Origin of the sequence: Dyella agri, from assembly GCF_044904705.1 — a bacterium.
GTDB lineage: Bacteria > Pseudomonadota > Gammaproteobacteria > Xanthomonadales > Rhodanobacteraceae > Rhodanobacter_A > Rhodanobacter_A agri.
Genome location: NZ_JADIKL010000008.1, coordinates 96,215 through 107,797, shown reverse-complemented (window position 1 = coordinate 107,797; position 11,583 = coordinate 96,215). Strand labels below are relative to the sequence as shown.

Genomic DNA, 11,583 nt, shown 5'->3' with positions numbered 1-11,583 from the left:
TTTATCCGGCCTGTTGCGCCAACGCCTCCGTCAGCGCCAGGTATTCCGCGCTCTTTTCCAATCCTGCGATGAAACGCCGGGGGATGGCCTCCAACCCGCCGATGGCGCCGCACAGGGCGCCGGTGAGCATGGCGCGTGCCTGGTTCTGGCCGCCCGCGTTCACCGCGTTGAGCACACCCTGCTCCACGTCGCCCTGGAAGCGCGCCGCCAAGTAGTAGGCCGCGGGAAACTGGTGGTACACCGCGCACGGCAGGCCATAGACCAGGCCCACCTTCGACGCCGGTTCGATGACGACGCCGGGGTCGTGCGCCGCCCGCGCGATGGACGACACCGTGAGCAGCGCATCGGGCGAAGCAAACTGCCCTGCATGCAAGGGCGCTTCCGCGCCTCGCGGCACGTCCAGCTCACCGCTGGTCACGGTATGGAACGGCAGTTCGCCGGACTTCACCAGGCCCATCAACCGACCGGACAAATCCCCGTCCAGCGCCACGCCGTCCGCCAGCTGTCCCAGCACCGCGGCGAACGCCAGCGTCATCGCGCCCACCGTGGGATCGCGCTGGGTGAGCGCCACGTTGCTGCTCACGTGCTGTGCGAGCTGCGACGGTTCGCCCGCGTAACGCAGCGCGATCGCCAGCACCCGTTCCGCCGCCTCGGTGTCGTCCGCCAGCCCCGCCACCTGTCCCCACGGCAAGCCGGCCCGGCGCTTGCGCCATGCCTCGCGGATCGACTGGCTGGTGTAGCCGCCCGGCCCCGCCATCGGCGTACCGTCCAGCAGCGGAAACAGCTCGCGATCCATCCGCGTGCAGAAATCCGCCTCGTCGTAGCCACCGCAGTCCACCAGCGAGCGCAGCATCAGCGCCAGGATGAACCCTGCCTGCGACGACGCCCCTGCCGGCAAGCCTTCGTGATAACGCCCCGGCTTCGGCGCCGTGTAGCCGCTGACCCAGTCGCCGTAGTCGCGCCTGAGCGCATCAAGGTCGTAGTACCAGTGCGGCCCCAGGGCCAGCGCGTCGCCGATGAAGGCACCCATCAGAGCGCCCTGGATGCGGCTTTTCTTCGAAACCGGAGATGGGTTTTGCGCCATGTCTGAAGGCCTGCAATGCGGCGGCGACCACTCATCGTACGCTTGGCGCGAACACACGCCAAAGAAGGGCTTGGGCCGCATCAGGCAAAAAAAGCCAAGTGAACCTGACCCCGATTTCGGGTGCCTTAGCTGCCCATTACCGGTTCCGGATAATCGCGCCCGGCCCGCACCGGCCGGAAACACGCCGCCTCGCTACAAAACACCTCCCGCTCGTTGTCCGGGTGCCAACCGGGCACCCCAGCCAGCGGCAACGGCCGCAGTTCCAGCGGATCGCACAGCACTTTGCCTTCGCGGATTGCCTGCGCGCCTGCGTCAACGGCGGCCACCGGCGAGATTGCGGGGCCAGCCACCACCAAGGCCTTTCCCAGCAGCAACTGCCCCGGTGTCAGCGCGTGTTCGAGCAGCGCGTGGCCGAACAATTCCACCTGGATGCGCCCATCCAGCCACGCCGCCCGTTCGCGCCAGAACAGGCCATGCCAGTCGTGGACGTCCCATAGCGCGAGCAGCGCCGGGTCGCACAGCGCGACGACCACGCCGGCCTCGTCGAAATGCGTGAGCGCGTATTGGGCACGCGAACGCTGCTTGGGGCCCATGCGGGCGATTTCGGCCATCTGCCGCGCGTTGAGTGCACGCTTCAAGGCCGGATGGCGCAACCAGGCCAGGGCGTTGAACAGGTCGTGCCAGTTGCTTTCGCGGGTGGCTATGTCGCCGCGTTCGGCGATGCGCTGTTCGTAGTGCAGGCCGTCGGCCAGCAGTTCGCGGGTTTGCGCGACGAAGCGTTCGCGCATGCCGGTGGGGCGGCAGGCGTTGAGCACCTCGACCGAAGGCCAGTCGCGGCCTTCGATCAACCCCGCGTGTTCGCGCCACGCCGCCAGCGGCATCCGTCCGAACACCTGCGGATCGACCGCTTCACGCGCGGGCGCCACATAGCGGGTCTTCTTCATGCGCCCGTCCACCGGTCCGTCCCGCAAACCGCTGCCCTTCGACTCCGGCCCTGCGGGCCTGCGCTCAGGGTGAACGGTGGGGGTTGGCGCAGCTTTGTGGGCAATCGGGACACCCGCAGCGGCCAGGGCTTCAGATCACCTTGAGGGTCGGGTGCGCCAGGCGCGCGTGCAGGTCGTGCTCGCTGGCAGCCTCGACCACCACGTCGACGAACTGGCCGGGCTTGAGGCCCTGCCCGTCGGCGATCAGCACGCTGCCGTCGATCTCGGGCGCGTCGGCGGCGGAGCGGGCCACGGCGCCTTCGGCGTTCGCCTCGTCCACCAGCACCTTGAGCGTGCGGCCGATCTTGCGCTGCAGCTTGGCGGCGGAGATTTCCGCCTGCACGGCCATGAACTGTTCGAGGCGGTCTTCCTTCAATTCCTCGGAGACCGCACCGGGCAATTCGTTGGCCTTGGCGCCGTCCACCGGCGAATAGGCGAAGGCGCCCACGCGGTCGAGTTCGGCTTCACGCAGGAAATCCAGCAGTTCCTCGAATTCGGCAGCGGTCTCGCCGGGGAAGCCGACGATGAAGGTGCTGCGGATGGTCAGGTCGGGTACCTGCTTGCGCCAGTTGCGGATGCGCTCCAGCGTCTTGTCGATGTTGCCGGGGCGCTTCATCAGCTTGAGGATGCGCGGGCTGGCGTGCTGGAACGGAATGTCGAGATACGGAAGGATCTTTCCTTCCGCCATCAGCGGCATCACCTCATCCACGTGCGGGTACGGGTAGACGTAGTGCAGGCGCGTCCACGCGCCGAGTTCGGAAAGCCCCTCGCACAGTTCGGTCATGCGCGTGCGGTACGCCTTGCCGCGCCATTCGCGTTCGGCGTACTTGAGGTCGACGCCGTAGGCGCTGGTGTCCTGCGAGATCACCAGCAGCTCCTTCACGCCGCCCTTCACCAGCTTCTCCGCCTCCAGCAGCACCTGGTCCACCGGACGCGAGACCAGGTCGCCGCGCATCGAGGGGATGATGCAGAAGCTGCAGCGGTGATTGCAGCCTTCGGAAATCTTCAGGTACGCGTAGTGCTTGGGGGTCAGCTTGACGCCGGTGTCCGGCACGATGTCGAGGAACTTGTTGCGCACCGGCGGCAGCGCCTCGTGCACCGCATGCATCACGCTGGCGTAGTCCTGCGGGCCGCTGATCGAGAGCACGTCCGGGTAGGCTTCGCGGATCAGCTCGGCGCGCTTGCCGAGGCAGCCGGTGACGATCACCTTGCCGTTCTCGTGCAAGGCGGTGCCGATGGAATCCAGCGACTCCTGCACCGCGGCGTCGATGAAGCCGCAGGTGTTCACCACCACGGCGTCGGCCTCGCCGTAGCTGGGCACGATCTCGTAGCCCTCGACCTTGAGCTGGGTGAGGATGCGCTCGGAATCCACCAGCGCCTTGGGGCAGCCGAGGCTGACGAAACCGATCTTCTGCGAGGCCTGCGACATGGCGGCGACAACCGTGTGGATATGGGAAAACAGGTAATTATACGGGGATCGCCTTCGCAGCGCGGCCGAAGCCCCGCTCCCACCGGAAGAGCGCTTGGGGTGAGGGTCCGGCAACACCACCGCATGTCGTTTCGCCCGCACCCTCTCCCGGCTGGCACCGCCCTCTCCCCAAGGGGGACAGAGGTTCACGCGAAACCGTTCTGCCCCCCGCACCCGCGCCGCATGCGCCTTCACCGCCCCCTTGCATCCGCGCCCGCTAGAATCCCCCGCACCGCCGCAACGGAGATGGCCGTCATGGGCCAGCACATCAACATCCCGACCTCGCGCACCCAGTGCATCGGCGGCTACCTCGCCCAGCCCGAGGGCCAGCCGAAGGGCGGCGTCGTGGTGGTGCAGGAGATCTTCGGCGTCACCGAGCACATCCGCAGCATGGCCGACCGCTTCGCCGCCGCCGGCTATACCGCGATCGCCCCGGCCTTCTTCGACCACCTCGAATCCTGGCTGGAGCTGGACTACGACGAGACAGGCATGGCGCGCGGCAAGGCGCTGGTGTCCGAGCTGGGGCTGGACCGGCCGCTGGAGGACGTGGCCAGCGCCGCCGAGGCGGTCGCCTCGTCCGGCAAGGTCGCCGTGGTGGGCTATTGCTGGGGTGGCACGGTGGCCCTGCTCTCGGCGCTGCGGCTGGGCCTGCCCGCGGTGAGCTACTACGGCGCGCGCAACGTGTCCTTCCTCGGCGAGAAGCCGAAGGCGCCGGTGATGTTCCACTTCGGCGGGAACGATCCTTCGATCCCGCCCGAGGCCGTGGCGCAGCATCGCGAGCTGCTGCCGCAGATGGAGGTCTTCACCTATCCCGACGCGGGCCACGCGTTCAACCGCAACGTGCCGGGCGACACGCACTACCACGGCGCCAGCGCGATGCTGGCGTGGGAACGCACGCTGGCATTCCTCGACAAGCAGCTGGCTCACGCATGAGCGCCGCCGCGTTCGCGCTAGACCCGCGCCTGCAGGCCGATACCCGTCACGTCGCCATGCTGCCGCTGTGCGAGCTGCGGCTGATGGATGATGCGCGCTATCCGTGGCTGATCCTGGTGCCGCGCCGGGCGGGCAAGGCGGAAATCGCCGACCTTTCCGAGGAGGAGCAGCGCGCACTCTGGCAGGAGGCGAACCAGGCCGCCGCCGCGCTGCGCGCCGTGGCGCCCTGCGACAAGCTCAACCTTGGCGCGCTGGGCAACATCGTGCGCCAGCTGCACCTGCACGTGGTCGCGCGCACCGAGGGCGACGCGGCCTGGCCCGGCCCGGTCTGGGGCAGCGGTGCCGCGGCACCTTACGCCGCCGAGGCGCTGGACGCCCGACTGGCTGCGTTGCGGCAGGCGCTGTCCGCAGCATCACGCTGACAGCCACTTGGCGTGACCGGAATGAGCACAAAAAAGCCCGCGGATCGCTCCGCGGGCTTTTTTTCCGGATGACCGGCAAATCAGTGCTGGCCGGCCTGCCGCTGCGAGGCCTGGTCGACGGAATCGCAACCGGCGGCGGTCTTGCACTGCTGGCCGTCGTCGATCTTCACCGGCGCATGGTGATCCTCGAGCGCGCGCGCCTTGGTGTTGATCGCGTTGATCTGGGTGAGCGTGCCCTTGTCGTCGTAATACACGGCGAAACCATAGTCGATCGCCATGCGCGCCATGTACTGCAGATGGACTTTGCGGATCTTGGAATCGTCGCCGGGCATCAGCAGCACGGTCTTCGGCAGTCGGCCGGTGTCCTTGAGGTAGGCGAAGTGGCTGCCGGCGTCGACCGCGGACAGCACCGCGCCGTCGATCACGAACTGGCCTTCCTTGTAGGCCTGGACGGTGGCGTCGAACTTGCCCTTCCACTGGGCCGTGTTGGCCTGTTGCTGCTTGACGCTCTCCTTGTGGCAGCCGGCGAGAACGAGCACGCTGCCGAGCACCAGCGCAGCGGCGGCGCGGGTCAAGAGGGTGGAAAGGCGGGTCATCGGGTTCTCCTGCGAAAAGCGGTCGTGATGGCTCTGCGAGTTTAGCGCGGTGCCTTGCGCCGGGCGCTCGCGGCGAATGGTCGTCGGGCGCCTGTTCAGGTACGCGGCAGGGTCACGCCCTGCTGGCCCTGGTACTTGCCGCCGCGGTCCCGGTAACTGGTCTCGCAGGGCTCGTCGGATTCGAAGAACAGCATCTGCGCCACGCCCTCGTTGGCGTAGATCTTGGCCGGCAACGGCGTGGTGTTGGAGAACTCCAGCGTCACGTGGCCTTCCCACTCCGGCTCCAGCGGGGTGACGTTGACGATGATGCCGCAGCGCGCGTAGGTGCTCTTGCCCAGGCACACCACCAGCACGTCGCGCGGGATGCGGAAGTACTCCACCGTGCGCGCCAGTGCGAAGGAATTCGGCGGGATGATGCACACGTCCGAGGTCACGTCCACGAAGCTGTTCGGGTCGAACGCCTTCGGATCGACGATGGTGGAGTTGATGTTGGTGAACACCTTGAACTCGCGCGCGCAACGCACGTCGTAGCCGTAGCTGGAGGTGCCCCAGGACACCGCACGGCTGCCGTCCTCGCGCAGCTTCATCTGGCCCGGTTCGAACGGCTCGATCATGCCGTGGCCTTCGGCCATGCGGCGGATCCACTTGTCGGACTTGATGCTCACGTGCGCTCCGCGATCAGCGTGGGGCCCGGGGGGAACCGGGCGTAAAGCGGCAAAAATACATGGTCGGGACGCCTGCGCGCCAGCACGGCGGGCAGTTCAGGCCAGCTCGGCCACCAGGCAATCCAGCGCCACGCGCAGCTCGGCACAGCGTTCCGCGCTGGCCAATACCTGCCCAGCGCTGCAACCAGCGCCGGGCAACGCCACCGGCATGGGCTGCGTCGTCAGCAGCTCGGCCGACATAGTGCGCAGGATCTCGGCCAGTGCCTCCTGCGCGTGGTACGAGCCGCGCGCCGAGGCATTCAGCAGCAGCACCGGCTTGCCGGGGAATTCCAGGCTGCCGACCAGCCAGTCCAGCAGGTTCTTGAATGGGCCGGGCACGCCGTGGGCGTACTCGGGACAGGCGACCAGCAACGCGTCGGCGCGGCCCACGGCTTCACGCAGCGCCAGCACGGCCGACGGCAACGGGTCGACCTCGTTGTCCGGATTGAACAGCGGCAGCGCGGCGAGACCGTCGTACATCGCCAGCTCCAGCGACGCAGGCGCCAGTCGCTGCGCGGCTTCCAGCGCGGCGCGGTTGGACGAGACCTGGCGCAGGCTGCCGCACAGGCAGAGCACGCGCCGCGGCGTACTCATGTGGCGGGGGCGCCCTGCACGACAATTTTGCCCAGGCCCAGCGATTTGTTGCGCGGCTGGCGCGACAGCCGTCCCGCCGCATTGCGGGCGATCTCGCGGTAGCGCGCGGCGAGGTCGGAGTCCGGCATCGCCACCACAGTGGGTGTGCCGCCGTCGGCCTGCTCGCGGATGCGGATGTCCAGCGGCAGCGAGCCAAGGTAGGCCACGCCGTACTGCTCCGCCATGCGCACACCGCCACCTTCGCCGAAGATGTGCTCCTCGTGGCCGCAGTTCGAGCAGACGTGGGTGGCCATGTTTTCCACCACGCCGAGCACCGGCACCTCCACCTTCTCGAACATCTTGAGCGCCTTGCGCGCGTCCAGCAGGGCGATGTCCTGCGGCGTGGTGACGATCACCGCGCCGGCCACCGGCACTTTCTGCGACAGGGTGAGCTGGATGTCGCCGGTACCAGGCGGCAGGTCGACGATGAGGTAATCGAGCATTTCCCAGCGCGAGTCGGTGAGCAACTGCATCATCGCCTGAGTCACCATCGGACCGCGCCAGATCATCGGCGTTTCCTCGTCCACCAGGAAACCGATCGACATGGCCTGCAGGCCATGCGCCTGCATCGGCGTGATGCTCTTGCCGTCCGGCGACTCCGGTCGGCCGCTGATGCCTAGCATGCGCGGCTGGCTGGGCCCGTAGATGTCGGCATCGAGCACACCCACCTTGGCGCCCTCGGCCTTGAGCGCCAGCGCCAGGTTGGCCGACACCGTGGACTTGCCCACGCCACCCTTGCCCGAGGCCACCACGATGATGTTCTTCACGTTGGGCAGCGGCGCCAGCGTGCCCTGCACCTTGTGTGACTGGATGCGGCTGGTCACGGACACCGTGGCCGCCGCGATCGCCGGATCGGCCTCCAGCGCCTGCTTCGCCTGCGCGGCCAATGCCTCGACGGCGCCGGCGGCGGGATAGCCCAGTTGCAGGTCCACCGACACCTTCGCGCCGTCCACGCCGACCGCGCGCACGGCGTCGGCCAGCGGTGCGCCGGTATGGTTGTCGGTAACGTCGCCAAGCAGTCGGCGGACCAGGGCTTCGTTCGCCTGTGTCATGTCAGATCGGGCTTTATTGCGAATGGGGACGGCACATTATGCCAGCCGCGGCCGTGGCGCACTGACGCGGATCAGCATGGCGCGATGCAGCTTGACGGCCCTGCCGGGCATCGGCAGGCTCCAACCATACTGGTTCGTACGGGGAGCAACACCATGAAGCAAGCAGTTCGTCTCGCCCTGGCCTTCGGCCTGCTGCTGGGCGCCGGCGCCGCATCCGCCGCGGATACGGTCACGCCGGTCGGCACCTGGAAGCAGGTGGACGACGTGACCGGCAAGGTGAAGTCCATCATCCAGATCAGCGAGACCAATGGCGAGCTGCAGGGCAAGGTGATGCAACTGCTGAACCGCAACCCGGCGGACGTCGCCCGCGACGGCGAACACCCCAAGTGCACGCAGTGCGACGGCGAGCGCAAGGACCAGCCCATCGAAGGCATGACCATCATGTGGGGGGTCAGCAAGGACGGCGACATCTGGGACGGCGGCAAGATCCTCGACCCGAAGAACGGCAAGATCTACAAGGTGAAGCTGACGCTGGAGGATGGCGGGCAGAAGCTCGACGTGCACGGCTATATCGGCTTCGCCCTGCTAGGTCGCAGCCAGACCTGGCAACGGCAGTAAGCGCGGCCGCATGGTGGCGATCGTGCAGCGCCGGCTTCCGTAGACGGCCATATCGAAGCCATCATCGCGACATGCAACACCACGCCATCGGCGGCATGCTGACGGCTCCCGCCATGCCTACCATCTTCACCCATGCCGCCATTCCACTGCTGACGGGTGCTGCGCTAGGCCAAAAGCGCATCAGTCGACGCCTGCTGGCGACAGCTGCCATCGCAGCCATGTTGCCGGATGCGGATGTACTCGGCTTCCGCTTTCACATTCCATATGCCTCCGCGTTCGGGCATCGCGGAGCCATGCATTCACTGGCATTCGGGCTGGTGGTCGCGTTGCTGGCAATGCTATGGCACCGGCATCTGCATACCCGCGCCGTTCGCGCCTTCGTGTGTGTCGCCATTGCCGCGCTTTCACACCCGCTGCTGGACATGTTGACCGATGGCGGCCAGGGTGTGGCACTGGCCTGGCCATGGAGCACCGATCGCTGGTTTTTTCCGTGGCAACCGATTCACGTCTCGCCGATCGGCGCGCGTTTTTTCAGCGCGCGCAGCTTGCCTGTCATCGGCTCCGAATTGCTCTGGGTCTGGCTACCCGTCGGATTGTTGGCCTTGGCTATCTGGTTCTGGTGCAAACGCCGCGATGACGGGTCTACGCAACAACCAGCCGCGCCGCCGCCTTCCTGGTCGTGACGGTCACCGAGGCCGGCGTCAACGACTGCTCCGCCCCCTCTTCCAGCGCCTCGATGTGGATCGTTCCGGTGCTGTCGGTCGACTGGACGATGAGCTGCGCCAGGCCGTTGAACAGCGACCGCTTCGGCTCCTTGTCGCTTTCAAGGCAATTGGGGTCGCCATTGCCGACGCCGATCAGCTTGCCCGCGCCAGTGATGCGGAAAGCAAGCTTGTGGTTCGCCGTGGGCACCGGGCGGCCGTGTCCGTCGAGCACGTCGACTGTGATCATGGCTACGTCCTGCCCGTCGGCGCTGATCTCCGAACGATCGGCGGCGAGTCGCAGCTTGCGCGCCGTGCCGGTGGTTTCGCGGCGTTCGACCAGCACGACCTGGCCGTCCCTGCGGCCACGCGCTTCGATTACGCCAGGGGCATAGGTGACTTTCCACTGCACGTGGCCGAGGCGCGGTACTTTCTGGATGCCCAGGCTCTTGCCGTTGAGCAGCAGCTCGACTTCGTCGAGGTTGGTGTAGACCCACACCGGGATTTCCTGGCCTTCCTTGCCCGCCCAGTTCCAGTGCGGGAACACGTGCAGGCTGGGTGCTTTCGTCCACCAGGCCTTGTAGTAGTAGTAATAATCCTTGGGGAAACCGCACAGGTCGACGATGCCGAACTGCGAGTTCACCGAAGGCCAGCCGTACGGGGTCGGCTCGCCGCGGTAGTCGAAGCCGGTCCAGGCGAATCCGCCCGCCAGCCAGTCGCGCGTGCCATAGAAGCTCCACCATTGCTCCGGCGTTTCGCCCCACGGCACCACACCGTCGTAGCTGTTGACCGTGTTTTTCTTGGGATCGGTCACGTATTCGCCGCGTGTGGCGATGGCGCTGGAGGTTTCCGATCCGTACACCGCGCGCGTCGGGTGCTCCCGGTGGAACGCGTCCGGGTACTTCAGGTTGTAGTTGAAGCCGATGACGTCCAGCGCGTCCGACACGCCCTGCTCGTTGTCGCCATTCACCGCCGCCGACACGACGCGGGTGGGGTCGAGTTCGTGGCAGCGCGCGACCATCGCCGCGCCGATGCGTTCGCCCTGGTGCTCCAGCGCGCCTTTCTGCAGCCGCCACTCCTCGTTGCCGATCGACCACAGGATGATCGAGGGCGAGTTGCGGTAGCGCTTCACCATGACATCGAGCTGCTGCATGCCGCTGGGGCTGGAGCTCATGTGCCGCGTCTCGCACATCATCATCATGCCCATGCGATCGCAGGCTTCGACCCATTCGGGCGTTGGCATGTTGTGCGAGGTGCGCACGGCATTGCATCCCATGCCCTGCAGCACCTCCACGCGGAAGGATTGCAGCCGGTCCGGCAGGGCCGCGCCCACGCCTGCGTGGTCCTGGTGGTTGCAGGTGCCCTGGATCTTCAGCGGCTTGCCGTTGAGGAAGAAGCCGCGCTCGGGATCGAACGCCGCCGTACGCACGCCGAACGGGAACTGCTCGGCATCGCGCACCGCGCCATCGACGACCACCTTGACCAGCGCCGTATAGAGATGGGGTTCGTCGGGCGACCAGAGCTTGGGCGCATCGATGCGGGCAGTCGCCTGGCAGTCCGCCGACGCGTTGGGTGCAATCGCCTGCGCAGGTGTCGTCGCATGCGCCACCACGCGGCCGGAGGCATCGGTGATGCTCCATTCGAGCGAGGCATGCACGGCGTGCCCGCTTTCGTTCTCGATCCGCGTGGCCAGGGCCAGGGCGGCCGCCTGGCCTTCGACGGTCGAGCGCACCACGCTCTCCCAGCGGCCGAGATGCACGGGATCCATCTTGGTCAGCCAGACATGGCGGTAGATGCCCGCGCCCTCGTAGAACCAGCCGTCGCCGAAACTGGCGTCGACGCGCAACGCGATGACGTTCTTGCCGCCGTAGTTGAGGAAATCGGTGAGGTCGAAGCGGAACGGCGTGTAGCCGTCGTCATGCTGGCCGATGAAGCAACCGTTGACGAACAGCACGACATCGCGCATCGCGCCATCGAACTCGATCCAGATGCGACGGCCGCGATCGCTTTCCGGAAGCTCGAACGTGCGCCGGTACCAGCCCACGCTGGTCGTCGGAAAACGGCGCCCCAGCGGCTTGTAGCCGTGCGAGGTCAGCCGGGTGTCGTCGTCGCCGCTGTCGTCATGGACGGCCGGCAGTTCCACCGCCCAGTCGTGCGGAAGATCCAGCGCGCGCCAGCCGGCGTCGTTGAACTCGGCGGTGGCGAGCTTGAAGTCGCCGGTCTTGGAAAAATCACCCTGGCCGAATCCGTAGCCGAAATCCTTGGCCGGATCGCTGCCGTTGCCGAAGGCGAAGCGCCAGTCGAAATCGAGCAGCCATTGCTCGCGCGGCGCCACCGGCGACTCGCCATGCCGCATGGGCAAACTCGCTTTTCCGCCAGGCCCGCCGCC

Annotated in this window: 12 protein-coding genes; 4 read left to right on the top strand and 8 right to left on the bottom strand. The window is 67.2% G+C overall.

What is annotated here, in order from left to right:
* Nucleotide 1 precedes the first annotated feature (1 nt).
* The 3 genes from ISP14_RS14215 to rimO all read right to left on the bottom strand — a co-directional run bounded on the left by ISP14_RS14215 (nucleotide 2) and on the right by rimO (nucleotide 3,496).
* Complete coding sequence (locus ISP14_RS14215; RefSeq protein ID WP_404541054.1) at nucleotides 2–1,030, bottom strand: ADP-ribosylglycohydrolase family protein; 1,029 nt, start codon at nucleotides 1,028–1,030, stop codon at nucleotides 2–4.
* 179 nt (nucleotides 1,031–1,209) lie between these two features.
* Nucleotides 1,210–2,028: a DUF3025 domain-containing protein gene (locus ISP14_RS14210; protein WP_404541053.1), complete on the bottom strand. Its 819-nt coding sequence runs from the start codon at nucleotides 2,026–2,028 to the stop codon at nucleotides 1,210–1,212.
* A 130-nt stretch (nucleotides 2,029–2,158) separates the two neighbouring features.
* The gene (gene rimO / locus ISP14_RS14205; RefSeq protein ID WP_404541051.1) at nucleotides 2,159–3,496 is read right to left on the bottom strand and encodes a 30S ribosomal protein S12 methylthiotransferase RimO; all 1,338 of its coding nucleotides are present in this window, start codon (nucleotides 3,494–3,496) and stop codon (nucleotides 2,159–2,161) included.
* Nucleotides 3,497–3,790: 294 nt separating this feature from the next.
* Between rimO and ISP14_RS14200 the strand changes: the two genes are divergently transcribed.
* Together ISP14_RS14200 and ISP14_RS14195 are read left to right on the top strand one after the other, a co-directional pair.
* The gene (locus ISP14_RS14200) at nucleotides 3,791–4,468 is read left to right on the top strand and encodes a dienelactone hydrolase family protein (RefSeq protein ID WP_404541049.1); all 678 of its coding nucleotides are present in this window, start codon (nucleotides 3,791–3,793) and stop codon (nucleotides 4,466–4,468) included.
* Nucleotides 4,465–4,890 carry an HIT domain-containing protein gene (locus tag ISP14_RS14195; RefSeq protein ID WP_404541047.1) on the top strand — a complete coding sequence of 142 codons (426 nt, stop codon included), beginning with the start codon at nucleotides 4,465–4,467 and terminating at the stop codon, nucleotides 4,888–4,890. Before ISP14_RS14200 ends, ISP14_RS14195 begins: the two co-directional genes overlap by 4 nt.
* A gap of 80 nt (nucleotides 4,891–4,970) precedes the next feature.
* On the opposite strand, the gene ISP14_RS14190 is transcribed toward ISP14_RS14195, so the two are convergent.
* The 4 genes from ISP14_RS14190 to apbC all read right to left on the bottom strand — a co-directional run bounded on the left by ISP14_RS14190 (nucleotide 4,971) and on the right by apbC (nucleotide 7,875).
* Nucleotides 4,971–5,486, bottom strand: a complete 516-nt coding sequence (locus tag ISP14_RS14190) for a hypothetical protein (protein ID WP_404541046.1) — start codon at nucleotides 5,484–5,486, stop codon at nucleotides 4,971–4,973.
* 95 nt (nucleotides 5,487–5,581) lie between these two features.
* Nucleotides 5,582–6,151 carry a dCTP deaminase gene (gene dcd, locus ISP14_RS14185; protein WP_404541044.1) on the bottom strand — a complete coding sequence of 190 codons (570 nt, stop codon included), beginning with the start codon at nucleotides 6,149–6,151 and terminating at the stop codon, nucleotides 5,582–5,584.
* Nucleotides 6,152–6,247: 96 nt separating this feature from the next.
* On the bottom strand, nucleotides 6,248–6,784 hold the full coding sequence (locus tag ISP14_RS14180) for an NADPH-dependent FMN reductase (RefSeq protein WP_404541042.1): 537 nt from the start codon (nucleotides 6,782–6,784) through the stop codon (nucleotides 6,248–6,250).
* Nucleotides 6,781–7,875, bottom strand: coding sequence for an iron-sulfur cluster carrier protein ApbC (apbC, locus tag ISP14_RS14175; protein WP_404541040.1), 1,095 nt, complete (start codon nucleotides 7,873–7,875; stop codon nucleotides 6,781–6,783). The genes ISP14_RS14180 and apbC overlap by 4 nt, the downstream gene beginning before the upstream one ends.
* 153 nt (nucleotides 7,876–8,028) lie before the next feature.
* Here apbC and ISP14_RS14170 point away from each other — a divergent pair, with 153 nt between their 5' ends.
* Together ISP14_RS14170 and ISP14_RS14165 are read left to right on the top strand one after the other, a co-directional pair.
* Nucleotides 8,029–8,493, top strand: coding sequence for a DUF2147 domain-containing protein (locus ISP14_RS14170; protein WP_404541039.1), 465 nt, complete (start codon nucleotides 8,029–8,031; stop codon nucleotides 8,491–8,493).
* A 113-nt stretch (nucleotides 8,494–8,606) separates the two neighbouring features.
* On the top strand, nucleotides 8,607–9,176 hold the full coding sequence (locus ISP14_RS14165) for a metal-dependent hydrolase (RefSeq protein WP_404541298.1): 570 nt from the start codon (nucleotides 8,607–8,609) through the stop codon (nucleotides 9,174–9,176).
* Here the strand turns inward: ISP14_RS14165 and galA are convergent.
* A complete protein-coding gene (gene galA / locus ISP14_RS14160; RefSeq protein ID WP_404541037.1) occupies nucleotides 9,136–11,550 on the bottom strand; it encodes a beta-galactosidase GalA in 2,415 nt (804 codons plus the stop codon). The two genes, ISP14_RS14165 and galA, sit on opposite strands and share 41 nt — an antisense overlap.
* Between the last annotated feature and the right edge of the window lie 33 nt (nucleotides 11,551–11,583).